Origin of the sequence: Chryseobacterium caseinilyticum, assembly GCF_014837145.1 — a bacterium.
GTDB lineage: Bacteria > Bacteroidota > Bacteroidia > Flavobacteriales > Weeksellaceae > Chryseobacterium > Chryseobacterium caseinilyticum.
In genome coordinates this window covers 203,695-228,314 of sequence record NZ_JACYFS010000005.1, presented here as the reverse complement: position 1 = coordinate 228,314, position 24,620 = coordinate 203,695, and the positions used below count along the sequence as shown (strand labels likewise).

The following is a 24,620-nucleotide window of genomic DNA, read 5'->3' as shown; positions in this document are numbered from 1 at the left end:
TTTTTTCATAGTTTTGTAATGTTTTTAATTAAACGATTCAATCCATTGCTCCTTCCTGAGTCGCCAAACTTATGGGAAGGGGCTTTTTTATTGATCTTTTTTGGTCAGGCTGAGCTGGCCTGTTTCTTATTTCATTGGTTTTGGTTGGTCATATTAATTCGCTGTGATTGGGTTCCTGTTTTTATTCTGAACAGAGGAATCTCTGATGCAATCCCCAACTGTTCAGAAAACAGGGCTTTTATGATACACTGAAAAGAAACAGTAATTAAACTGCTCACTTCAGAGCATACAAAAGCAGTAAATATCAATTAATATGAATGAAAATTTGTCCCGTGAAAGCTTAAAGCCGCAATAGGTTGTACACCCTATTGTATCATATCAAATTTAGGAGAACGAGGTATAATTAATACAACTCTAACCATCTGACTTATGCAGACTAGTAATTTTATTAAACTTTTGAATAAAATCCCTTCGTGCTGAAAATTATTTGGAAAATTGAAAGAAAGCCTGTACTTTTAAGGTGCGAGTTTAAAATGGTACCATGACTTTCCTTTATCTAAATGTAAAGGAATTTCGGAGTGGATTTAGTTGCCCTATACCTCTCCTCATGCATGAGGTGGATTGGTTTAGAGCTGTAAATTTTCCTCTGCTATTCAGGCGGGCAAATAAGCAGAATGATTGAAAATGTCGTTCTCATAAATGTATTTTTATTAATGGAACGATGCTTTTTAGTATGAGAATTACACATGCAAAATAGCATGGAGCGGTCTCGCACTTTCAATCCGTGGGTGTCCTAATACCCTAACAAAGTTAATTGCTTGCAAATGAAAGACGTGAGAACCGCCCACATGCCTTTATACAAAAGTACAAAACTTTTAGGCACGGAGCGATTTCACGATTCTCTCATCTGCTAAATAGGACTTTACGGAATGAGATACATCGTAATTGGCTTTTAAAACCAACCATTATTATAATCGCTTGTACAAATATATAAATTTAATTTGAATGTGGCAATAAAACCACAAAAAAAATTTAACATGGATGAAAAATTTTTAAAAACTTATAGAGATATTGGAGTGACTCTCCGAAAAATAAGAAAGGAAAAAGAATTATCACAAGAACAACTAGGTCAAAAAGCTGGTAATGTTGATCGCTCAAAAATTAGCGATATAGAAAATGGAAAAGAGGATTTTGTCTTTTCTACATTACTAAAACTATGTTTTGCATTGGAAGTAGATGTAAAACAAATATTTAGTAATTCAACAAGTATTAAGCGTCAAGAAGATACTAGGTAAGCTAATTTATGGTAGGACGTTTTCAAAAAAGCGATGTATCGACTGAATCCCAGTGGAGAGCTATTATACTTTTTGGGGTGTCGCCATCGGAGATGGGAATTACCTTTGCTGGTATCTGTGAGAGAAGAATTTTCGTAAAAAAGACTTAATGTCACCAGTAATATTTTCATAAGTGTTTTTACAAATGTATTATAGATTTTTAATTTCAATCATGGTGAGTTGTAATGAATATCGAGTAAAAAGTAAATATTTGTAATATTAAAAAAACACATGTCTAGAGAAAACTTAGAAATTAAATATAATGACGATTACGAAAGATTTGAGTTCTGGGAAATTATATAGGATCCAAAAGATTTACTCTACCCTGTGATTTGGATTTTTTTTCTATGATTTCAGAAGTTCTAGAGCTACAGTAGAGTATATTGCGAAAAAAAAAATTCCCGCATCTTAAAGTGTTTTATTGTATACGGAAAAATTGTAGTATTAGAATATTGGAAATAAATTTATGCAATAAATCAAATTGACTCAAATATTCATAAGGACTTTCTGTAAAAAACACAATAAGATGGTGCCGCTGCAGTTTGAGTATAAATTTTTAGATATGATTTCTAATAGACATCATACTAGTCGTGATCATTTTTTTCAAGTATTCAAAAATGAACAAAATATCGAAACATTTTATAAACGATCTGTTACATAAACTCAATTAGTTTTGTTAGAAGTAAATAATTCTTGATAAACAAAATGGTCACAAATTGAAGAACTATAGTTGGTGATGCATAAATCTTAAAATTTTCTAATTTTAATACTTATATTTGATATATATATATTAATTACTGATGAATATAAAATCATTTAAAGTTTTTAAACTTTTTGGTAAAAAAAACTTTAACCTTCATTTTGAGGATAATAAATTAATTATCGTTGCTGAAAATGGATCAGGAAAAACGATATTGTTAAGGTTATTTTTTTTATTCTTTTCTAAGCAATGGAATGAACTAGTAAAGTATGAATTCGAAGAAATTACTGCTTTAGTTAATGATAAAGAGTTTTCTTTTAAAAAAAGTGAGTATAGATCTACTGAAATTCCTAATTATGTGATAGAAAAGCTCAGTAATCTCTTTCCTACCTACAAGGATTTCATCCGTAAAGGGCTAATAAATTATAAGGTTGAACAAATTATGAATGATGAATTTTTGTTAGGAGATATTGAGGCGAAATATGATGTTCCTCAAAGTCTAATTCTATCAATTCTAAATGAAGTTTCATCAAATAATATAGTTGATAATAAGTATGATTGGTTAGGATCATTTCTTTATCTTCCAACTTATCGCAGAATAGAACGAAGTTATCTTGATTTGTACGGTGATATGGCGAAAAGATTAGAGCAGCATTTGAGACAACTACTTCCAGAAATTGACTTGAAAATTAATGATGAAAAAATATCTAATAATAGTTCTTTTAGCGAAACCGAAAATGATTTACAAAAGGTTTTTGATACTATTTGGTCTAATAGAGATTATGAAAGATGGGCCTTTAGAAAAGAATACTTTAGTATGGAATTGGTCGAATTCGACATGGTTGACATTGAGTATAGAATTTCAAAACTTTTAGAAGATAAAACTTTTTCGTCCTCAGAACTGTTCCAAAGATTTATTGAAAAATCTAATAAATACCTCAGCAATAATAAAATGGTTATTCTTTCAAAAGATGGTAAATCCATTAGAATTAGTATTGACAATAAGACTTTACCCTTAACAGTCTTATCCGCAGGGGAAAAACATATTATATCTCTTTTTAGTTATTTACTGTATAGTCCTCAAAACGTTTGGCTAATTATTGACGAACCAGAAATTTCTCTTTCAATGGGTTGGCAAGAAAATTTGATTAATGATATAATAGACTTTCATATAGATGGAATTGTTGCAGCAACACATTCTCCATTTATAGTTCCTGAAAACTTCAATAATTACACCCATGGACTTAATGAGTTCAAAGAAATTTTATGACAAAGGAATTATTTTTTGCTAAGAAGGAAGCGATAATTCCAAAAGCACGATATTTTATCCTTAAACAAATTTATACGTCATCAGCAAAAGATGTACATGTGTTTACAGAGGATGATGATGATTATGAATTTTATAGAACATCTATCACTAGAATTTATACAGATTACAATCATCATAAATATTTAATGAAGGGTAAGAGTAATTTATTAGAAGTTTATCAATTAATTGATTGGACAAGATATTCAAAATCTAAACTATTATTTTTCGCAGATAAAGATTATGATGATATTATTGGAGTGAAAATGACGTTAGAGCCTAATCTGTTTTACACTAAATATTACTCTATTGAAAATTATTTAGTTACTGAAGAAGTATTTTTAATAATCTTAGATCGATTTTATGTTAATGATATTAGTAAAGAATTACAAAATAAACTGCTTGATTTATACAGAAATTCTTATGAAAAATTTATTATAAAGCTTAGAACTGTGACGTGGTTCATTTTAATAGATAGATTATTATCAAAAAAAGCAGTTTTAGAAGAATTAAAGCTTCAACATTTAATCTATTTCGAAATGATGCAGTTCTGTGAAAAAAAGCTTGTTACAAAAGAAATGTATGAAAGAATAATGCGCTCTGACGATAGTTTAAGAAAATTACAGATTCGTGATGCGACATTAAAGGAAATATTAGTTAATAAATGTGGTGCAGTGAAAAGTGAGTATCATTTCGAAAATATTATGCGAACCAGAGATTTAATTATGCGTATATCCAACCATAAATTTTTTTTAAGAGGAAAATATGATTTATGGTTTCTTATAGAAATTTTGAAAACTGTTGATAAAACTATTGAGAATATTTTTACTACTGAAGGGATTGAGCGATCACAAGAAAATCCTATACCAAGAAAAAAGCTTGATATCACTACTCTGAATATATTTGATTTAGTATGCTCAAAGATGACACAACCTGCTGATATATTAAATTTTTTAACCACTAATTATACTGCTTTAAATGCAAACAATAAAATCAATATTTAATAATAAAATATTTAGAATACCTGATTATCAAAGGGGTTATTCATGGGAGAAAAATAATTTAGACGATTTTTGGCAAGATCTTAATAACCTTCAGCACAAAAAAGTACACTATACAGGTATGATTAGTGTTGAAGAAGTCAGCGAAGAAGAATACATGAATTGGAGTGACGATAAATGGATAATAACAGGAAAGGGTGAAAAACCATATTTTATTGTGGATGGTCAACAGAGGATAACTACAATAATTATTTTGATATGGGTAATATGTCAGAAAATGCCTGAGGGTAGTCAGATTAATTTTAGTAGTAAAGAAGAAATTATTAATAAATATATATTTACAGAAAACAAACAACGACAGGAAAAAAGTTATTTGTTCGGTTATCATCGGGATAATCCAAGCTATGAATTTTTAAAGCGCGAAATATTCGAACAAAATGATTATTCAAACAATGATATTGAAGAAACTGTTTACACTAACAATCTTCTTAATGCAAAACTTTATTTTATCGAGAAGGTTAAAAAAATGTCATTGAATGATTTGGAGATATTATTTAGCAAATTAACACAGCAGCTTAAGTTTGATTTTAAAGAGTTGGAAAAAGAACTTGATATCTTTATTGTTTTCGAAACGATGAATAATAGAGGGAAGCCTCTTTCAAATCTTGAAAAACTTAAAAATAGATTAATATATTTATCAACGCTTTTGAAAGATGAAAGCATCGAGAGAAAAGTAGATCTCAGGGATAAGATTAATGAGAGTTGGAAAACAATTTATAAATATTTAGGTCTAAATAAGGAACGAAAATTAGATGATGATGCTTTTTTGCAAAATCACTGGATCATGTACAAAAGATATGATAGAAGAGAACCCGAATTTTATGCGAATGATGTTTTTGATAGATTTTTTACATCTCACAATGTTCTAAATGGAAAAGAAGATTATGAATCAATACAAAGATATATTAGGAGTTTAACAGAAGGTGTTAAACAATGGTTTTTGATGAATAGTCCAAAACATCCACAAGCAAATGAGATTTGTCAGTCAAAGATTGTGATTAACTGGCTGATGAAACTAAATCAGCTTGGTTTCAAATCCTTTGCTCCTTTGATAATGGGAGCTTTAGTTACAGAAAAGGATAAAGATAAAACTATAAAGCTACTGCAATTAGTTGAATCCTATATATTTTTAATTTTTTCCGTTTCATTTAGACGTTCTAATACTGGAACATATCATTTTTATGCTAAAGCGAGCGAACTATACAATAGTGAAATTGAAATTGAAGATATAATTAAAGACCTTGAACTATGGATATATGGAAAGCAAGATTATAACGGTTATTATGAAATCAGTGGATTTTACTCATTTTTAAGAGATTTATTTTTACGAGAAAATGGAAAAGGTTTTTATGATTGGAAATTTTTGAGATATTTTTTATACGAGTATGATATAGACATAGCCAAAAAAAACAATTTAGAATATGATTCATACGATGACTTAAATAGTGTACAGCATATATTTCCTGAAAAGCCATTACTATTATGTTGGAAAAAAATGGAAGTACAAGATTTCTCTTATCAAGAAATTAAGTCTATTACGGGAAGTCTAGGAAATTTTGTTTTACTTAGAAAAAACGTACATGAACAGGATTGCTTCATTGATAAATTATCTACATACAAAAATTACAATAATGCTAAGAATATAATTGATTTAAATGAATGGAATGAGAAAACAATATTAAATCGTGGGCTTGAGTTGCTAGATTTTATGGAAAAACGATGGAATATTACAATTGGATCTAAAGAGGATAAGATAAAATTGTTATTTTTAGATTTCGTAGAATCATAAAAGAATATCGATGAATGCTAATATAGATAACTAAAAAGAAGTAGATGGCTGTTGATATTATGTGAGATTGGATGGGCAAACAAGAGTTGCTCCTCATTATCTGATTAGTGTATTGATGAAAAGTCAAGATTTCCCAATTATTAGAGGACACATAAGACTTAAAGGCATCTCAATGTCAGAAAATGATGTGTTTGCATATTTTCGATATGTATTGTTCAACACTTCTCAATTTAATAATGAAAAAAATGCCTATTAAAAGATCATAGTTTATCCTGGAAACATCTTTATAAATGAAGATTTTATAGGACATACCTATGAGCATACCGTGCCCATTATCAGTCATGGTCGTCCTATAATGTATAACTTTATGGTACAGATACCATCAAAAGATGCGCACAAGAATTTAGAAATATTATTTCAATTCGGTGGAGAAAAGTCTCTTTCCAAGATTTCGAAATATGAATATAACCTATCAGCAAATTTATTATTAGGTGATGTTACTAACGAATCAATTTATTTAGTAGAAAAACGGGAAAATACGTTGCCTTCAGATTTTTCAAACAATACTGATGATGATCACGTAAACCAACTTTTAGATACGTAAATTATTGTATCCAGAAAATTTAGACACAATCTTCAAAGTCTCCCAACTTTGAAGATTATTAATTCTCAATTTAAGATTAAAGTATTTTCTTTAATTAATTACATAAATTAATTTCTTTGAATATCTAAAAATGTCTCAAGTGAATTACCTTTATAGTACTTCATTATGAGTTTTACAATTCGATCTTGATTTTCCAAGATGGAATTCTGATTCCATTCATCATTTTGCATTAGCACAAAATTTGTGTTAGCTCTAGCTTCAATTGCACCTTTATACTTTGTTTTTTTTGTTTCGTAATTTTTGTTGCTAAGTGAAGAATTTTTGTTTCTATCTATTAATACGAGATTACCAATTTTGTGTAGCCATTCCTTATGAAAACTAATATCAATTGACCATAAAGAATTTTCAATTTTTTGAGGCATTAAATGCTCAATGCTTGATGAATTCTTATTATATTGAATCTGGTTATTTTTACTGCCCATTAAGAGGTCAAGCTTTAACAAAAGATATCTGGTCTTATTAACCTTGGTTCCACTAAATCCACCCCATTTATCATTTTTTAAACTATTTTCCAAATCATCGATATCCAGTGGTTTTTCTGAACTTATACTTTCATCAAAATAATCATACCTTAAACATTCATCACTAATCATCAATTTGCTAGCTTCTTCTTTAGATAGCTCTTTTTTAACAACTTTCTCACTATAGTAATCGATCCTCTTTAAGATAGTAAACGTTCTTGTCATAGATTGTCTGCGGCCTAACAACCACCCTAAGGAAAAAAGATTATCGATTTTTATGATAAATTCTACAATATTATGCTCATCAAAAGATTCTTTGAAATGCATTAGTGGTGTTAAATATTGAGAGCCATATACGCTTGATAATATAAAATTAATATTTGAGAAGAGATATGCTGAGTCCTTTGTTGTAATACTTCCGTTATTTACAGATAAGAAATGGTTAATATATTTCTCAACAATATCTAAAGTTTCGGCACCCTTAACCATTACTCCTTTTTTAAACATATAATCAAATGCCTTTGTAAGCGTTTGGTTATCATCACTTCTGTACTTCATTTTGATAAATACCACTGCCCATAAAAATTCATCAAATGATTTATAAGGGAGATTAATTTTATTCTCAAAGTCAGACCACTTGTTTGCGTATTCACGTCTTATCTTATCGTCAAGAATTACCCGCAGATTCTGAGCTCTTAAAATATCACTGACTTGAAGCTGTAATCCTCTGCTGTTTAGAACAGTAAAGAGATTGTAAGCATCGTCAAGATTATTGGGTGTAGCCAAGTATAGGGCTAATACTTTATTTGATAAATAAGTGTAAAACCTTATTAAAAATTCTTGAAAGTTTTCTGAATCTTCTCTTTCCTTTGCATTAAACCAATTAAGAATAATGCTCATACCATTCGCTAAATTTCTTACTGAAGAGCTATTGTCATAATTGTTTGCTAGCTGTTCAAGTATTTCTGGATTTAGTTCAATCTCATTGGTAATAAACTTATCTATAAAGTTTTTATCATCTCTAATATCGAACTCGATTCTATTTCTAGCAGGTACATTATTAAATTCATCTGCTTCCTGAATAAGTCTATTTTGGACACTGGATTTTAATTTGCTATTAGATGACAGATTTCTTAATACAGCATGTAGTAAAAATAATGTTAAAAATCTCTGTTGACCATCTAAAATATCTTGAAATTTATATTTAATACCGTTAGATTCACTTTCTCGTGTATTCCAAATCATGCAACCTACAAAATATTCCTTTTCTTTATTATTTTCTAAAGCATTGGTGATATCATCTAAAAAATTCTCAATCTGATCAACGCCCCACACGTATGGCCGTTGATATTCAGGTATATTATAGAATTGTTCTTGATTAAAAATATCTTTAATATATTTCTTGCCGGTAAGTAAATTATTATTATCCATTAAATGTTATTATTATATTTTTTTATTTGATGCTGTAGCTTTCTCTAAAAAGTCAATTTCGTAATTCTGTTCCTGCACCACATCTTGGTATAAATTCATCAGACTAATGTTAACTTCATAATGATCTAGTATCTGCCTGTTTTTAAGATGGAGCTGGCGTGTCAGACGGGCAATATACCAAAACACCAAAGTGAAGACAACTAAAGTAATCTGCAAAGTAAGAAGAGCATAGTCAAAGACCTGTGCCACCAGTTTCTCTTTTAGTTCTGTACGGATTTCTTTCACAGATAATGACGTCTGAACATTACTGTCGACCGCTGAGATTTGAGATACAGTGATTTCGGACTTTGTGCCAAAATTATCGTTCAGATACCCTGCCACTATATCGTCATAATGGTTATCAAAATAGTTTCTGTAAGCCTCTTTATCTACAAGAGTACTTATTAAAAAAAGAAATGCAACAGCCGCCAAGGATAGAAAAAGAATCCTCTTACCGATGTAATAGGCGTTGTGATACCAGCGGACGGGTTTTTGCTCTTTTAAATCTGACAGCACCTGCTGAGCGCCACGAATTTCATTTTCAATATAGAGCTTACTTTTTTTCTTTGCGTTGATGTAAGAGATGATCTCGACGTTGTTCATGGTTTGTTAGTTATCCTGATGTTCAAAAAGCTTTCTAACATCAATTTTCAAATATATAAAAAAAAGGTGTTTCACAATTGCGTGATGACGCAAATGGCTAAGAGTATCAGGTAATTTAAAAAAAAATCTTTTTGAAGAGTAAACCCAATAAGAGTAATCATATTATAGTCGATAGACTTCATTTATGTAAGAGTAATTATACGCATTTTACAGCATCTAATTTTTGTGAAGAAATATAAAATATTATATATAGTTTTAATATCAATAAAATATTGACATTAAATGAAAGACTTAGAAGAACTCAATTGGAAAACATATGAATCTATAACTAAATATATCTATGAGACATTGGGCAGAGAATCTAACATAAAAGTTCTAGGACATGGTAACAATTGCAGAGTACAAGGAAGATCGACTGTAGAACATCAGATAGATGTTCTCACTTTTAATTCGGAAACACAAGTTTATACAGCGATTGAGTGCAAATACTGGAACAAAAAAATTAATAAGGATATCGGGATTATCTAAGTAAAGAGACATCAACCACATGACAAAAAGGTGATCTATAGAATTTAAAAATAATTTTATATTACACATTATGTCATTTTCTTAACGTACTCATAACCGTCGACATGTCTGATATATCTACTTCAAATGTAAAATATCATAGACATTGTCAAGATAATGTATCCGCACTCGATAAGTATCTCAACCGCTTTCCCAGCCTCCTCACTTTGGACTTTTTTTAATTTAATGTAAAATCCCGGATTCTGTGAAATCACAACGACGGCTTTACAATTACTCATGCACCGTACCAGATCACAAAAACATATTTATTCAGGAAATAACGATTGCCGAATCTAAATTCATATTACTTCTGCATTATTGGTATTGTGAACCAAAATGTGCTTCCTTCACCGATGTTACTGTCTGCGCCAATTTCACCGCCATGTTGTTTGATAATCTCAGAACAGATATACAACCCAAGTCCCAGGCCTGAATATTCATTTCCTGAATGGCTGGCACGATAATAACGGTCAAAAATTTTCGGAAGAATTTCTTCAGAAATGCCCTCACCGAAATCCTTTACAGAGACTTTAACACAGTTCCCTTCTGTGGATACAGAAAGGTATATCTTATCAGAATCTGATGCGTACTTGACTGCATTGTTTACAAAATTGATAACCACCTGATCTATACGGTGCTCGTCTGCAAATACTCTGATGTCTTTTTCACCTTCAAGAATCAGGCTGTATTTACCCTCAACCCGTATATGATTGCAGGTTACAGAAAGCATATCATACATATTAAACCAGTTTTTCCTGATTTGAAGCTGCCCCTCAGTCAATCTTCTGACATTAAGTAGACCGTCGACCATTTCAGTCATTCTGTCAATACCTGTCAGTGACTGTGAGATCATCTTACGGTGCGGTTCCCCAAAAGGACGGTCTTTAATTCTGTCGAGATACTGTAATGAGGCTTTAAGAATAGTTATTGGTGTTCTCAGTTCGTGACTTGCCACACTCAGGAAATCATCTTTTTGCTGATCAAATAATTTTTTTTCGGTGATGTCCAGCGTCATTCCCACCATTCTGTCTGCATTTCCGTTTTCGTCGTATCTGGGTCTGCCGTGAGCCTGGATCCAGTGCGTACTTCCGTCCCTCCATTTAACAGGATATTCAGCAGTATAAGTTCCGTTTGTTCTGATTGCTTCCTGTACAAGATTTTTCACCCGATCCCGATATTCAGGAAACATAGCTTCAAATAAATCAGAATATTTAAAATCTTCTTCAGGTAAGAATCCGTAATTCTTCTTGAACTGATCTGTGCTTTGCATAGTGCCGGATGCGAGGTGTACCTCTGTAGAACCTAGCTTGCCTGCGTCTAACGCTATTTGAAAACGGGTATTAACATCACTAACAGATTTTCTTGCATTTACCTGTTCTGTGACATCAATAGCCACAATTAAAATATATTTTTCACCATTCTGATCAGGATTTGTAGGTTGGTAGATAAAATTGAGAAAACGTTCTGTGGGAATTCCGTCAACCAGTATAACAGCTCTTAATTCTTTTCCGTGAAAAGGGGTGTCTGTTTCGTATACATTTTTTAGAATTTCAAGAAATCCCTGATCTTTAATTTCCGGTAATGCCTCCTGCAATGGCAGTCCCACAACAGAAATGTTTTTGCCCCAAATTTTCAGTACATGTTCATTTGCAACATCTACAATTAATTCTGAACCTTTTAGAGATGCCATAGCTACCGGTGACTGTTCAACCATAACACGAAACAGATGTTCTTTTTCATTCACAAGCTCCAGCACGCTGTTTAAATTTTCCTCAGAAGTCATCAGTTCTTCATTGGTTGACATTAATTCTTCATTGGTTGCCTGATATTCCTCATTGAGTGCCAGCAGATCTTCAATGAGTTCCTGTTCCTTCAGAGATTTTTCTTCAACTAATCTCCAAGCCTTCATTCTGTCAGAAACTTCGAAAGCAGTATGAAGGATGTATCTGGTTGTACCATCTTCGTTCAGAATAGCTTTATACTCAAAATCAAAGAAAAATTCTTTTACAATACCATCGACTTCCAGCATAGCGGATGTATCTTTAGCATAATAAGTTTTACCAGTTGACCACACTTTTTTAAGTATATCCAGAAAAGGCTGATCCCTGAGTTCAGGAATTGCATCGATGAAGTTTTTTCCGGTTACTGACCTGTCTTTCCCCCAAAGGTTAAGCATCGCCTGATTTGCGGTTAGGATTTTAATGTTCTCACCCTGATACACTGCAGTTGCATTGGGAGAATAGAATAAGACACTGAGCAGTTCTTCAGAATTAATATGTTGGGGAGTGTTCATTCAGTATTGGAAAAAGTATGCAAATTTAAAAATAATTGCCTAAGAATATTTATGAGTGGGATAATAATGCTTTTTTAGCTTCATTTTTAATCTCTTTTAATGTCAGTAAGTTTTGAGAATGTAATAATGTATAAACATGAAGTACGGAAATACAGTCAGCAACTAGCTGAACATATTCTTCAAAGTGATATATAAATTGTCACCTATCCCGACAATTTGTACTTCAGATAATTATTAAGATAAACAATTTTAGCAAACTTACCTTTACTGAAAGACAAAAGCCTGATACAACCTCGTATCAGGCGATATTTGAATCTGACATTAGCATCAGTACCAGTTCAAGGCTGTGTATTAATGTCTGGAAATAAAAGATGTACCTGTGCTCTCACCTTTATCAATTTCTATTACACTATTCTTTAATAATAATGCCGGAAAAAACTGAGATGAATTATCTTTTTCGTAGAATGCACCTTTTGTATTGGAATCATCTGTAAGAGCTTCAGTAATCTGCTCATGAATTTTTATAAAGTCTTCTTCACTTGCAAAGCTGAGGGAAAATTCCTTAAAACTGCTGATAATTTTAATAACCATATTTTTATTTTTCACCCCATGTGAGTGGTGAACCCCAAAAAGCAATTCAAATACGTGCCAAACAACAATCCTTTTTCCTGTCTAGCAGCACAAAATTGGAAGACTTCGTGTAGGGTGTTCAAGATTCAAGATTGCAGATGCGAGATGCGAGGTAAGGGTTGCGGGATTCAAGATTCAAAGTTCAAGATTTAGGACTGAGGTATAGGAGTCATGATACAATATGTTTTGAAAAAATAATTTTTTAAATTTGTTTTATGATCACACTTGAAGAATACCTGAAAGCTTTAACAACAATTAAAGAGTATAAAAAGCAGAAAGAAGCAGATGCTGAAAATTTAAAGAAATCTTTAGATCTAAAGCTACTATCTGATTTTGAAATTCCTTTGCGATTGCGAAGAAAATTCGGAGAAATGTACCTTTAGAATCTTGATAATAAAGCTGCCCATGAGCTTGACTGGCAAGCCTGCTTTAATATGATTAAAATTTCAGATCTTAGAAAGGAACCCTTCACACTGGAAAAATTAAGGCATTACCGTGGTTTTGGTGAGAAAACGATTATGGAGATTAGGAAAATTTATAAAAATATTGGGATTATTAAAAGATGAGAGCGTAAGCCAATGATCCGATTACTATCTCCTTCTTTGAAAAGTACATTATCTGACAAAATTTTCAAATAATAAAGGCAATCATACAGAAAAACTGATTTTGAAAAATAATCAGGGTTTAGCTTGACTTAAAACTTTCATGAAATAAAATTCCGCCCCTTTTCAGAGGCGGAATTATTAATTAAAGGGAAATCTTATTTAATTAAGGTTTCCAGAAAGACCAAACTGTACCGTTGAAAACAGCAAGCTGTCTGCTTACCGTGTCATAAACCATAGTACCTGCTTCCGGACGGATAACGTTCAGATGCGGACTTGGCACTTTAGGCAAAATCATTGCCTGTGTACTGCTTTCCAAAACCAGAATTCCCGGTACATCCGGAGTCGCGGGAGTACCGATACTTGCTTTTGCATTAGGCCCATCAGTCAATGAATTCTGCAAAGAGGTATTCACAGCTCCAGTTGTATTGAAATTGGTGTTAGCACCCACAGTAGTTGTTTCATTTTTAGACAGTGCTTTCCATCCGGTAGTGTCTGTGGACGTGGGAACTTTGTATTTGATGATTTTATCATTTACATCATAAATAATCGTTCCCGAAACAGCGTTGGCAGTTTGGGCGGCAGAATCTACCCATGGAAGCACAATACCTTTACCTTCCTGCGGAACTCCTGAAAAATCCCCAAATTCCAATGAGACAGAAGGGTTAGGGTTACTTGTTGTAGGAATATTTGAAATACTCGCTTTCCCAATAGCTATCTGAGCAAAAGCTAAATTTGCAGCAGCTAACATCAGTATATTTATTGCTTTTTTCATTTTATAACATTTTTAAAATTAATTAGGGCAAGTCTGAGTTCCCATACAATACCATGCGAAAGTAGTTCCTCCATCTGTTGAAGTATACACTTTCAAACAGTTGGCAACTGTATCATACACCATCATCCCTTCAATAAAGTTAGCTACAGGAATACCCACAGGATTTCCTCCTACAAATTCCATTCTGTTGACTACAAAACCTTTTGTTTTGGCTTCAAGAACAGTCCATGCTCCTTGTCTTACTGTTGGCCATTCAGGTGATGCTGTACCCGCTCTGCTTAAAGCTGTAATACCATGTTTTACCGGCTGTAAGGTTGTAGAAGTAGGTGTAGCAGGGGTTCTGTAACAATACGTCTGACCGTCTAACGATGTAAGATAAAGAACTGCTGATGAAGATGCCGTAAGCGCTGCATTACTGATTCTATATGGAACTGCGTAAGTTCCTACGTAAGTTGGCAATGGTGCGAAAGTGTAATTTCCGTTTGCACTGATTGTTACCGTACCAACGTTAGGAACTACAACTACTGTGGGAACAGCTGTAAGGTTATAAGTAACGCCTTCAATTATGGCTTGCGTTGCTGTAACAGCACCACCTGCTGAATTGGTATCATTGGTGATTACTGTACCACTTGCAGGAACACCTTTCAGAGTTGCTTTTGCATCATCGTTTGCAAATACTACAGGCGGTGTAGAGGTTGGTCTTACTTCAATATTTACTGTTGCAGTATTTGTTCCCCCGTTACCATCACTGATTGTATAGGTGATTGGATTTACTGTTCCTGCAAAACCAGCAGCGGGAATAAATGTATAATTTCCTGCTCCGGCACCTGTGCCTGTAAGAGCGAATGTTCCTGCAGTTACTGTTGCACCAGAAGCATTAACACCAGTTACGGTTACAGCAGTTCCTGTATTTCCGATAACAGTTCCCCCTTGAGCTGCACCAGTTACGGCAATAACATTTCCAACATCAGGATCACTGTCATTTCCCAGAACATTAGAATTTAAAGTAATTCCAGTTTTAGTTACTCCGGTATCATTAAGAGCAACAGGAGGGTTATTTCCAGATGAATTTACCGCCGGAAGAACTTTGATCTGCAATGTAGCTGGATCTGTATTTCCTATGGTATTAGTTGCGATGTAATCAACTGTTACCGTACCTACAAATCCTGTTGCAGGCGTAAAGGTATAATTACCTGCTGCATTTAAGGCTAATGTTCCTGCGTTTGGAACAGCTGTTCCTGCGGCATTAACCCCTGAAACCTGAACTGCAGGACCTCCTAAAGTAATAGCAGTAGCTCCCTGAGAAGCAGATGCTACAGTAGCGGTTGTAGAAGAAGCGTCATTTGATGTAACAGATCCTGAAACCGGTCTGTCAATCGGTGTCTGGTTGATATCATTTTTAGCATCTATAAACCCTAAGTCTAATGAGGTAAGGTAAAGCGTTGCAGTAGAAGTATTCCCAAGTCCGTCAGAAATTGTATACACAACAGGAGTTGTACCCACATAGGTTGATAAAGGAACAAAAGTATATGCACCTGTAGTTGGGTTGATAGAAAGTGTTCCTACTCCGGCGATTGTTTGAGCGGTACCATTTACCGTTAATGCTGCACCGTTTACAGTTGCTCCCGTAACTGATAAAGTACCTGTAGATGTTCTAGTATCGTTAGAAAGAATATTCCCGGAAGCCGTAACCCCTTTAGGAGTAGCTTTAGCGTCATCGCTTGCAAAAACTACCGGAGGCGTAGCAGCAGCCTGAACTTCGATGCTTAGATTTGCAGAAGAAGTTCCACCGTTCCCATCGCTAATTGTATAAGTCACCGGATTTACCGTTCCTACGAAATTATTTGCCGGAACAAAAGTATAAGCTCCTGCAGCATTTAGAGTTAATGTTCCAGCATTAGCAACAGCTGTTCCCGCAGCGTTTACTCCTGCAACAGTAACGCCAGTACCAACATTAGCTGCTACACCATTTACAGCACTTACTGTAATTGTATTTCCGTCCGGATCAGAATCGTTTCCTAAAACTGTAGAGGTTAGGTTGGTATTGATCTTAGTAATTCCTGTATCATTCAAGGCAATTGGTGGATTGTTGAAATAGGTATTCACATTCGAAACCACTTTTATTTCTAAAACTGCCGAATCTGTAAAACCAGCACCGTTAACAGCTGTATAATTTACAGGTACAGTTCCGATAAATGTTGCTGTAGGTGTGAAAGTATAAGTTCCGTTTGAGTTGAACGTCATAGAACCTGCCAGTACACCTGCAACAGAATACACGTTAGCAGGGGTTCCGTAAACAAATGCTGTTGCAATACCTGCAGCGTTCAGATAAGTTGGAAGCACTGTAGGAGACACTGCAATTCCTATTGCGATATCATTCGTAAGTACAGAACCGGAAACCGGTGTATTTCTTGGTGTCTCATTAATGTCATTTTTTGCATCTATGTAGCACTCATTTACAGCTGTATTCTGAGAAGTACCAATTGCCTGACCTCCAGCCTGTGTATATCCTGTTGTTCCTGCAGGAACCGCAGGTACACCACTTCCATTTACAGGTGTATTCAATCTGTTTGCTGTGATATATGATGCGCTATTCTGAAAGTTTGCCCCTCCTTCAATTACATCCGGACATCCATCGTTATCTGAATCTAAATCTAAATAATTAAAAATACCATCATTATCAGTATCCAACGTACAGTTCTTATTATAAATCCCGAAAATGATACCATGTGGGTCATTACCCCCGGTAATATTCATTGTAAACGATGCAATATTTTTTGGAACTAAGTAAAATGTATATCCCTGGACAGTATTTGTATTTGTAGAAACAACTGTACCAACCTGACCGGGAGTAACAGACTCAACGCCATCTAACAATGAATAAATATTATTATTTGTAGTATTTACATTACTTACGACAGTTAAAGGGACTGAAAAAGTACTGTTGATTACTCCACCTTCACCTCCTAAACCAGCAATTCCTATTATATACTGGTATTGATTGTTAGCCGTTCCTAAAGACGCAGCTGTAGTTCCGTAATCGATGGTTACGTTTCGAGGTATTCCAGCAGTTGAACCTCCAGCAATAATATCTAAATAAGCTGTCGAAAAACTATTTGACTGTACACCATTCACTGTAATAGTCGCATTTGCTGGTGATGGTGCGAATGTTGCCCAACCATTACCACCTGAAGTTTTTGTTATTCTAACACCTCCGTTAGGTAAAGTTACACCACCAGATGGTACAAGCGGAAAAAGTGCAGTATTAGTACTCGCTAACGTTGATGCAGTTCCACTTGTAATTGATGCAATAGTAACTGTCCCAGCACAACCTTCCTGGTTATCAAGAATTCCGTCATTATCAGAATCATTATCATTCTGATCTGAAACCCCATCGTTATCTGAGTCTGTATCCACCAAAACATGAATTAAACCGGGGGATGATGTTGCCGCAGCACTTATCCCATTTTGCATATAATTGTCATTAATGGTGTAAGGAATAGTTGCTGTACCTTTAAAACCTGTGACTGGCGTAAAAGTTACAAGACCAGTATTAGTTACGGTAAAAGTACCTTGACCAACTACTGTAAATGTTGTCTGAATACCAGCAGTAGCAGGATTTAGATCAACAGTTGCTACATTTATAGTTCCTCCACCCGGGTCTGTATCATTGGTTGAGACATTAAAGGATACAGGAGTAGTACCAATTGTCTGAGCAATATCTGTGTTCGCTACAGGTACAGAATTGATTGCATTTAGCGTAACGGAAATCTGAACAGTTTCTAATCCAATATATGCAGGTGTACTTGAAGCACTGACATTTCCATTAGTACCAGGTCTGATAAGCAAATTATGTGATGTTTCTGTTGCTGTAAATCTCAATTTACTTACTCCCCATGAATTTACATTAACAGAAGCTACTGCTACCGGAGTTACACCACTTCCCACAATTTCTAAAAAAAACTGATCTATATAAGTACCTGCATAATTGACAGATGAGTTTCCGTTGGCACGCGTTACGGCTGTAGCAGAAAAGACAACTAACTCATACGTTCTACCAACAGTTAAGCCTGTAATAGTCGTGGTCACTGATTCCTCAGTAGTTAGTGTACCTACGTCTCTTAAAGAAAGCCATGTTGTATGACCATTCGGCGGATTTGGTAAGGTAAAATTAGTTGTACCCCCTATTGTAGCGGTCCAGTTAGCACCAACTCCTGCACCACCAGCACCACCAGATAAACCAGCTGTTGTACCGTTAGCGATGTCTGGTGTACCTCCATTATTACTCCAACCTGTCGGAGTACAGCTACCACAAGGTGCACTACCTGTAGTAGGTGCGCCATTCGTGGCAGAAATTGCCTGAGCAAACAAATAGTTACAGCTCAGCAAAAAAAGTAAAGAGAATATTATTTTCTCAAATTTTAAATTCATATTTAAAAGTATTAGTTAATAAAATTTAATGAATAACATTTTATAATATCATTCAACAAAAGACTAAACAACTGATACTGGTGGTGGTCTTAATGAATAGGTTTTTGAATATCCGAACGTTTTTGAACGGGTATTAAAATAGAAATTATTCGTTCTAAAAATAAGAATATAGACAGGCGTAATCTCTATTGATTGGGCTATATGACTATTTTGAGAATGATTGTGAGAATCTGGTAGAATAAAATTGATATGCGAAGCATTTCCAGCATTGAAGAATTTATCAGATGCATGGTTTTTAAAAGCAATTCCATTTTCAGCCGCTTTTTTCTCAATTTTTTCAAGCTTTGCTAAAACAGATTTATCTATAGGTGTGATAATCTTCCTTTGAGAAAGTTTTGCATCTTGGGATAAATTTTTTGTCTTTTTTGCTGAAGTAATTAAAATAGCCTGATCATCTGATTTGTAATTGATGACGGCAATAACATTTACTTTTTGACTTGTAAGTATCTTATTAAAAGACTGATCTGAAGAATAAATCCGGGCTTTACCAATGACCGTAATTTGTGTTTCTGACGACTTTTTAGTGAGCAGGCTATCCTGTGCTGAAAAGAAGGAAAAAAGGAAGGAAAAAAATAAAACAAAAAGCCCCCTAAAGGTAGGCAGTTTTTGAGAAGCTACCCAAACTTGAAATTTGAAATCTTTGCAAATGCCTTTCAATACTTTGTTTTTTGGTTTTGCAAAATTAGCAATAAGCAATAAGACAACAATAATTCGTTATTTTTTTCAACAATTAAACATTATTAGGTTATTCTTTTAAAATAAAAAATAAATTCAGTTTAATATTTAAATTAAATCAGTTTATTAATAGAATAATAATTACACAAAAAGCTGTTGAATAAAGGATTTTTATACATTTTTATTTTAAATTATGTTAATATTCACTGCTTTTTACTAAACAATATGGTCCTTGCTTTAATATGAAGAAATAAATTTTATCTATTATATAAAATTAATCTTTTAAAGAATAAAAAAGCGGCAGCAGGCGGCCGTTTTTGTGAAGAAAACATTTTTAAGGTTTAAAGAGATCACCATTATAAACTATAGGCTGATGCTTTACAACATCATTTTAAGATCGTTCCTGCCTTGATCTGCAAATGAAACTTTAAGCTGGAAGATTATGAAGAACTCAGAGGTTACGATAAGCTTCATTTTCCACACAATAGTTTCCGAATTGACAGATAAACCTTTTGCATTTTTATGCCCAGTAATGACACTACTTACTACGAGAATCTAGATTATCAAAAAACTGTAAAAATAAAACAATAACAGATTTAGTAATATCTACAAAAAAAGCGGTAAACTTTCGTTTACCGCTTTCTTATTTTTTTAAACTGAAAATTATTTCAATTCTACTTCAGCACCAGCTTCTTCTAATTGCTTCTTAAGAGCTTCAGCTTCGTCTTTAGAGATTCCTTCTTTAATAGCAGCAGGAGCTCCGTCTACGATATCTTTAGCTTCTTTAAGACCAGCACCAGTTAAATCTTTTACCAATTTAACGATAGCCAATTTAGAAGCACCTGCAGACTTAAGAATTACGTCGAATTCTGTCTTTTCTTCAGCAGCTTCACCAGCACCAGGACCAGCCATTACTACTGCAGCAGCAGCAGGCTCGATTCCGTACTCGTCTTTAAGGATAGTTGCTAATTCGTTTACGTCTTTTACTGTTAAGTTTACTAGCGTTTCAGCTAAATTTTTTAAATCTGACATTGTTGTAATGTTTTTGTTGATTATTGATTGATTTTTTTGAGAGTCTAATTATTCTGCAGCTGGAGCTTCTCCTTCTGCAGCAGCTTCCGGAGCTTCGGTTGCTGGAGTTTCTTCCACTGCTGGAGCAGCAACTTCTTCAGTTGCAGTTTCTGCAGTTTCAGATTTGTTTTGAAGAGCAGAAACAACTCTTTGAATTGGAGACTGAAGTAATCCGATGATTTCACCGATCATTTCTTCTCTAGACTTAATGCTTACTAATGCATCAAGGTTGTTGTCACCAACATAGAATGTTTCCTGTACGAAAGCTGATTTTAAAGCAGGCTTTTCGTCTTTCTTTCTGAAGTCTTTGATTAATTTCGCTGGAGCGTTTGCTGTATCAGCAACCATTAATGCAGAGTTTCCTTTGAAAGTTCCGAACATTTCAGAGAAATCTACTCCGTCAATCTGCTCCATTGCTTTTTGCAAAAGTGTATTTTTCACCACTTTTACTTTGATATTCTGCTTGAAAGCCTGTCTTCTGAAGTCAGAAGATTTAGCAGCGTTCAAACCGTCTAGATCTGCTACATAAACTACTTTAGCATCCTGAAGCAAGTCTTTGATCTCTTGTATTGCTACAACTTTTTGGTCTTTTGTCATTGTCTTAAGGATTATAATTAGTTAACAGATTTACTATCAATTGCAATACCCGGGCTCATTGTAGAAGACAGATAAATGCTCTTCACATAAGTACCTTTAGCAGCAGTTGGCTTCATTTTGATCAAAGTAGAGATCAATTCCTGAGCATTTTCCTTGATTTTGGCAGCATCAAAAGATACTTTACCAATACCAGCGTGGATAATACCGTATTTATCTACTTTAAAGTCAATTTTACCAGCTTTTACTTCAGTTACTGCTTTACCGATTTCCATCGTTACAGTACCTGATTTAGGGTTAGGCATCAAACCTCTTGGTCCTAATACTCTACCCAAAGGTCCTAATTTACCCATAACAGCCGGCATAGTAACGATAACGTCAACATCTGTCCAACCTTCTTTAATTTTCTGTAAATATTCGTCAAGACCTACATAGTCAGCACCAGCTTCTTTCGCTTCAGCTTCTTTATCCGGAGTTACCAAAGCCAAAACTTTAACATCTTTACCGGTACCGTGAGGAAGAGATACAACACCTCTTACCATTTGGTTTGCTTTTCTTGGATCTACACCCAATCTTACAGCGATATCTACAGAAGCATCAAACTTCGTAGTGTTTACTTCTTTCACAAGAGCAGAACCTTCTTCAAGGTTATAGATTCTTCCTTTTTCTACTTTGCTTAAAGCTTCTTTTTGCTTTTTAGTCAATTTTGCCATTTCTTTAAGTATTAAGCGTTAAAAGTTGGTTTAGTTCCTGTTACTCTTAATCCCATAGATCTAGCAGTACCTGCAACCATAGAAACTGCAGAATCCATAGTAAAACAGTTAAGGTCAGTCATCTTGTCTTCAGCGATCTTCTGAACCTGAGCCCAAGACACAGCACCTACCTTGTTTCTGTTTGGTTCTCCGGAACCACCTTTGATTTTAGCCGCATCCATCAACTGGATTGCTGCAGGAGGAGTTTTGATTACGAATTCAAAAGATTTGTCTTCGTACACTGTAATTACTACAGGTAAAACTTGTCCTGGCTTATCTTGGGTTCTTCCGTTAAATTGCTTACAAAACTCCATGATGTTCACACCTGCAGAACCTAATGCCGGACCTACTGGTGGAGATGGGTTTGCTGCTCCTCCTTTTACCTGGAGCTTAACCATTTTAAAGACTTTTTTAGCCATTGTTTGTTTTTTAAATTTGAATAATTAATGAGTTTGGAAGCATTTATTATTCAGCAGGTTACCGCACTCACATAAAGTAAACCTACTTTTCGGACTGCAAAATTATGAAATTATTTTTAATTACCAAATACTTAGCACATTAAAGTTCAGAAATAAAATTAAATTATTTTAATCCCGTCATTTCATTTAATTGTTTACTTTTATCGCAAATCTCCACACCATGAGAAAATTTAAATTTTTAGCATTATTCGCTACATTATCTATGATGCAGTCTTGCTGGCTCTTTAATTTCGAAGACGAGCCTGCAGGCGTGCAACAATCTATATACGAACCCGTATATGCTACAAGAGCTCAACTGTCTGACATCAAGATTCAAAATCCTAAACCTACAACCAAAAATGCTAAAATCTATCTTAAAGATCAGTACATTTTTGTGAATGACAGCCGCGACGGTTTCCATATTGTAGATAATTCTGATCCTGCCAACCCGAAAAAAATAAAGTATCTGAAAGCTTTAGGCTCTACAGATGTAGCAATCCGTAATGATGTACTCTACGTGAATCAAGCTACCGATCTTGTCGCTTTAAAAATAAGTACTTCAACTGATGAAGTGCAGGTTTTAAAAAGAATAGAAAATGTGTTCCCCTCCATTCAGTCTCCTGATGGTTTTATAGGCGAACCACAGACTGATAAAATAATTGTTGACTGGAAACTTAAATAAAACACCATGAAAAAATTTTCTATTTTACTTCTTATATTCTTTCTTTTTGGCTGTAATAATGATTCGGCAGATAAACAGGGCAGTGACGGGAAAGAAGGATCCACAGCAACTTTCATTCTGAAAAACAACAATATGTATGTGGTTGATCATTCTAACCTGAATGTCTTCAGCATTAACAATCCTGAAAATCCTGTAAAAGTACGGACAGTAGAAGTTGGATTTGATATTGAGACCTTATTTTCAAATGGTGATTATCTTTTTATAGGTTCCCGCAACGGTATGTTTATTTACAATATTGCTGCAGAACCTGAAAATCCTAAATATGTGTCTAAGGCGTTACACCTCAGAGCCTGCGATCCGGTGGTTGCCAACGGTACTCATGCTTTTGTTACCTTACATTCCAACACGGTTTGTGGTGCTGCAAATAATGTATTGATGGTGTACGATACTACAAATATTCAGCAGCCAAAGCTTATTACCCAGCGCGACCTTGCTGAACCAAAAGGTTTAGCTTTGAATGGTAATTATCTTTACATCTGCGACAAAAACGATATTGTAATTTTTGACATCAGCAATCCGCAAAACCCGAATGTGGTTAAAACCATAGCCAATGTACCTGCACGGGATCTGATCATCGACAACAATCATCTTTTTGCTTTTACCAATTCAGATGTGAAACAGTACAGCATAGATCCTGCGAATATTCAAAACATCAGTTTAATCAGTTCGTATACTTTATAAATTTTAAAAGAAATTTGGAGTCAGTTTCTTTAATGGAAGCTGCACTCCAAGTCTCACCTGTTCATAAGGGAAGTACCGTATTCCGTGCTGAAACTGGAGAAATAGTAAAGTTCCGTTAGTGGTTTTGAGATTGAGTTTAGATGCCAGAATCATAGGTTTATCACCATAATCTTCCACTCTTGTTATCCAGCCATTGTAGCCTGAAAATGTATTTTCCCAACTGATATTTTTGTGTTTTAAAATCAGTTTCCCTCCGTACATAATGGCATCATCCTGCACATTATTTTGCGGCGTCAGCACATCCCACGAAAAGAATCCAAGGTTTCCAACCAAACGAATTTCATCAATAAAAGCTTTCATTTTAAAAGATTTCCCTAATTCCACATCAAAATAATATCCTGCAGTGTTGAAGAAGCGACGGTTTTTGAAATCACTTCCTGAAGCGGTTTTTAAAGTTGAATTTAAAACTAAATCTGGTTTGAACTGAGTTTCTGTTAATAATTTAATTCTCGTCTGCACATAAAAATCACCTGTAGCCATACCTTTTTTCTTCTGCATCTGTCTTCTTGCAGCGATCTCATCTGACACAGAGTAATGTTCTATAAGAGTTTTCCAGACTTTTACTGAAACTTTTTCAGCAATTAGAGGAACTTCAATTCTGGTAAGATTTGAAAATGTTTCGTCTCCGTGACCGAAATAATAATCCCCTGTAATACTTATCTGGGTAAATTGGGGAATAGTAGCGTCTGTAAATTCTGGAACAGGATTGGCATTTGGACCAAAATAATTGGTGGTGTGGTGAATGAGATTTTGTGCCAGATAAAAATGAGCTGAAAAGAATATCAGCAAATGGAGCTTTTTCACAGTTTTTAGTTTTAGTTTTAGTTTAAACAAATTTAAA

21 protein-coding genes are annotated in these 24,620 nt (G+C 34.2%); 9 read left to right on the top strand and 12 right to left on the bottom strand.

The features are described 5' to 3' along the window. From IC610_RS20040 to IC610_RS15760, 6 genes are all read left to right on the top strand, one after another. The coding region (locus IC610_RS20040; RefSeq protein ID WP_228462947.1) for a hypothetical protein at positions 1–252 on the top strand (252 nt) is incomplete at its 5' end. A gap of 785 nt (positions 253–1,037) precedes the next feature. Next, complete coding sequence (locus tag IC610_RS15780) at positions 1,038–1,295, top strand: helix-turn-helix transcriptional regulator (protein WP_191737699.1); 258 nt, start codon at positions 1,038–1,040, stop codon at positions 1,293–1,295. Positions 1,296–2,134: 839 nt separating this feature from the next. Beyond that, positions 2,135–3,304, top strand: coding sequence for an AAA family ATPase (locus IC610_RS15775; RefSeq protein ID WP_191737698.1), 1,170 nt, complete (start codon positions 2,135–2,137; stop codon positions 3,302–3,304). Then, complete coding sequence (locus IC610_RS15770; protein WP_191737697.1) at positions 3,301–4,344, top strand: DUF4435 domain-containing protein; 1,044 nt, start codon at positions 3,301–3,303, stop codon at positions 4,342–4,344. Before IC610_RS15775 ends, IC610_RS15770 begins: the two co-directional genes overlap by 4 nt. Further along, on the top strand, positions 4,319–6,190 hold the full coding sequence (locus tag IC610_RS15765; RefSeq protein WP_191737696.1) for a DUF262 domain-containing protein: 1,872 nt from the start codon (positions 4,319–4,321) through the stop codon (positions 6,188–6,190). The genes IC610_RS15770 and IC610_RS15765 overlap by 26 nt, the downstream gene beginning before the upstream one ends. Before the next feature lie 367 nt (positions 6,191–6,557). Further along, the gene (locus tag IC610_RS15760) at positions 6,558–6,794 is read left to right on the top strand and encodes a hypothetical protein (protein WP_191737695.1); all 237 of its coding nucleotides are present in this window, start codon (positions 6,558–6,560) and stop codon (positions 6,792–6,794) included. Between the two features lie 107 nt (positions 6,795–6,901). Here the strand turns inward: IC610_RS15760 and IC610_RS15755 are convergent, their stop codons facing one another. From IC610_RS15755 to IC610_RS15740, 4 genes are all read right to left on the bottom strand, one after another. After that, positions 6,902–8,746 carry a DUF262 domain-containing protein gene (locus tag IC610_RS15755; protein WP_191737694.1) on the bottom strand — a complete coding sequence of 615 codons (1,845 nt, stop codon included), beginning with the start codon at positions 8,744–8,746 and terminating at the stop codon, positions 6,902–6,904. A 12-nt stretch (positions 8,747–8,758) separates the two neighbouring features. Further along, positions 8,759–9,388 carry a hypothetical protein gene (locus tag IC610_RS15750; RefSeq protein ID WP_191737693.1) on the bottom strand — a complete coding sequence of 210 codons (630 nt, stop codon included), beginning with the start codon at positions 9,386–9,388 and terminating at the stop codon, positions 8,759–8,761. Between the two features lie 871 nt (positions 9,389–10,259). Continuing rightward, entirely contained in the window at positions 10,260–12,248 is a 1,989-nt protein-coding gene (locus tag IC610_RS15745) for a PAS domain-containing sensor histidine kinase (protein ID WP_191737692.1), read from the bottom strand. A 351-nt stretch (positions 12,249–12,599) separates the two neighbouring features. Next, positions 12,600–12,839, bottom strand: coding sequence for a hypothetical protein (locus IC610_RS15740; protein ID WP_191737691.1), 240 nt, complete (start codon positions 12,837–12,839; stop codon positions 12,600–12,602). A 254-nt stretch (positions 12,840–13,093) separates the two neighbouring features. Here IC610_RS15740 and IC610_RS15735 point away from each other — a divergent pair, with 254 nt between their 5' ends. After that, positions 13,094–13,261 (top strand): hypothetical protein, encoded by a 168-nt coding sequence (locus IC610_RS15735; RefSeq protein ID WP_191737690.1) that lies wholly within the window; start codon positions 13,094–13,096, stop codon positions 13,259–13,261. A 385-nt stretch (positions 13,262–13,646) separates the two neighbouring features. Here the strand turns inward: IC610_RS15735 and IC610_RS15730 are convergent, their stop codons facing one another. The 7 genes from IC610_RS15730 to rplK all read right to left on the bottom strand — a co-directional run bounded on the left by IC610_RS15730 (position 13,647) and on the right by rplK (position 22,257). Further along, a complete protein-coding gene (locus IC610_RS15730; protein ID WP_191737689.1) occupies positions 13,647–14,255 on the bottom strand; it encodes a hypothetical protein in 609 nt (202 codons plus the stop codon). An 18-nt stretch (positions 14,256–14,273) separates the two neighbouring features. After that, a complete protein-coding gene (locus IC610_RS15725) occupies positions 14,274–18,686 on the bottom strand; it encodes a beta strand repeat-containing protein (protein ID WP_191737688.1) in 4,413 nt (1,470 codons plus the stop codon). Positions 18,687–18,749: 63 nt separating this feature from the next. After that, positions 18,750–19,403: a hypothetical protein gene (locus IC610_RS15720; RefSeq protein ID WP_191737687.1), complete on the bottom strand. Its 654-nt coding sequence runs from the start codon at positions 19,401–19,403 to the stop codon at positions 18,750–18,752. A gap of 681 nt (positions 19,404–20,084) precedes the next feature. Beyond that, positions 20,085–20,453, bottom strand: coding sequence for a 50S ribosomal protein L7/L12 (rplL, locus tag IC610_RS15715; protein ID WP_056074815.1), 369 nt, complete (start codon positions 20,451–20,453; stop codon positions 20,085–20,087). Positions 20,454–20,501: 48 nt separating this feature from the next. Beyond that, positions 20,502–21,089, bottom strand: a complete 588-nt coding sequence (gene rplJ, locus IC610_RS15710) for a 50S ribosomal protein L10 (protein WP_191737686.1) — start codon at positions 21,087–21,089, stop codon at positions 20,502–20,504. A 17-nt stretch (positions 21,090–21,106) separates the two neighbouring features. Next, positions 21,107–21,799: a 50S ribosomal protein L1 gene (gene rplA, locus IC610_RS15705; RefSeq protein WP_056074820.1), complete on the bottom strand. Its 693-nt coding sequence runs from the start codon at positions 21,797–21,799 to the stop codon at positions 21,107–21,109. 11 nt (positions 21,800–21,810) lie between these two features. After that, positions 21,811–22,257: a 50S ribosomal protein L11 gene (gene rplK, locus IC610_RS15700; protein ID WP_034679146.1), complete on the bottom strand. Its 447-nt coding sequence runs from the start codon at positions 22,255–22,257 to the stop codon at positions 21,811–21,813. Positions 22,258–22,477: 220 nt separating this feature from the next. Between rplK and IC610_RS15695 the strand changes: the two genes are divergently transcribed. After that, positions 22,478–22,978 (top strand): hypothetical protein, encoded by a 501-nt coding sequence (locus tag IC610_RS15695; RefSeq protein ID WP_191737685.1) that lies wholly within the window; start codon positions 22,478–22,480, stop codon positions 22,976–22,978. A 6-nt stretch (positions 22,979–22,984) separates the two neighbouring features. Further along, positions 22,985–23,719: an LVIVD repeat-containing protein gene (locus tag IC610_RS15690; protein WP_191737684.1), complete on the top strand. Its 735-nt coding sequence runs from the start codon at positions 22,985–22,987 to the stop codon at positions 23,717–23,719. A 3-nt stretch (positions 23,720–23,722) separates the two neighbouring features. On the opposite strand, the gene IC610_RS15685 is transcribed toward IC610_RS15690, so the two are convergent. Next, positions 23,723–24,583, bottom strand: coding sequence for a hypothetical protein (locus IC610_RS15685; protein WP_191737683.1), 861 nt, complete (start codon positions 24,581–24,583; stop codon positions 23,723–23,725). Between the last annotated feature and the right edge of the window lie 37 nt (positions 24,584–24,620).

Excerpts from the sequence above, each read along its gene's own strand:
- IC610_RS15780 (WP_191737699.1), top strand. The coding sequence starts at position 1,038 with ATGGATGAAAAATTTTTAAAAACTTATAGAGATATTGGAGTGACTCTC.
- IC610_RS15775 (WP_191737698.1), top strand. The coding sequence starts at position 2,135 with ATGAATATAAAATCATTTAAAGTTTTTAAACTTTTTGGTAAAAAAAAC.
- IC610_RS15770 (WP_191737697.1), top strand. The coding sequence starts at position 3,301 with ATGACAAAGGAATTATTTTTTGCTAAGAAGGAAGCGATAATTCCAAAA.
- IC610_RS15765 (WP_191737696.1), top strand. The coding sequence starts at position 4,319 with ATGCAAACAATAAAATCAATATTTAATAATAAAATATTTAGAATACCT.
- IC610_RS15760 (WP_191737695.1), top strand. The coding sequence starts at position 6,558 with ATGGTACAGATACCATCAAAAGATGCGCACAAGAATTTAGAAATATTA.
- IC610_RS15755 (WP_191737694.1), bottom strand. The coding sequence starts at position 8,746 with ATGGATAATAATAATTTACTTACCGGCAAGAAATATATTAAAGATATT.
- IC610_RS15750 (WP_191737693.1), bottom strand. The coding sequence starts at position 9,388 with ATGAACAACGTCGAGATCATCTCTTACATCAACGCAAAGAAAAAAAGT.
- IC610_RS15745 (WP_191737692.1), bottom strand. The coding sequence starts at position 12,248 with ATGAACACTCCCCAACATATTAATTCTGAAGAACTGCTCAGTGTCTTA.
- IC610_RS15740 (WP_191737691.1), bottom strand. The coding sequence starts at position 12,839 with ATGGTTATTAAAATTATCAGCAGTTTTAAGGAATTTTCCCTCAGCTTT.
- IC610_RS15735 (WP_191737690.1), top strand. The coding sequence starts at position 13,094 with ATGATCACACTTGAAGAATACCTGAAAGCTTTAACAACAATTAAAGAG.
- IC610_RS15730 (WP_191737689.1), bottom strand. The coding sequence starts at position 14,255 with ATGAAAAAAGCAATAAATATACTGATGTTAGCTGCTGCAAATTTAGCT.
- IC610_RS15725 (WP_191737688.1), bottom strand. The coding sequence starts at position 18,686 with ATGAATTTAAAATTTGAGAAAATAATATTCTCTTTACTTTTTTTGCTG.
- rplL (WP_056074815.1), bottom strand. The coding sequence starts at position 20,453 with ATGTCAGATTTAAAAAATTTAGCTGAAACGCTAGTAAACTTAACAGTA.
- rplJ (WP_191737686.1), bottom strand. The coding sequence starts at position 21,089 with ATGACAAAAGACCAAAAAGTTGTAGCAATACAAGAGATCAAAGACTTG.
- rplA (WP_056074820.1), bottom strand. The coding sequence starts at position 21,799 with ATGGCAAAATTGACTAAAAAGCAAAAAGAAGCTTTAAGCAAAGTAGAA.
- rplK (WP_034679146.1), bottom strand. The coding sequence starts at position 22,257 with ATGGCTAAAAAAGTCTTTAAAATGGTTAAGCTCCAGGTAAAAGGAGGA.
- IC610_RS15695 (WP_191737685.1), top strand. The coding sequence starts at position 22,478 with ATGAGAAAATTTAAATTTTTAGCATTATTCGCTACATTATCTATGATG.
- IC610_RS15690 (WP_191737684.1), top strand. The coding sequence starts at position 22,985 with ATGAAAAAATTTTCTATTTTACTTCTTATATTCTTTCTTTTTGGCTGT.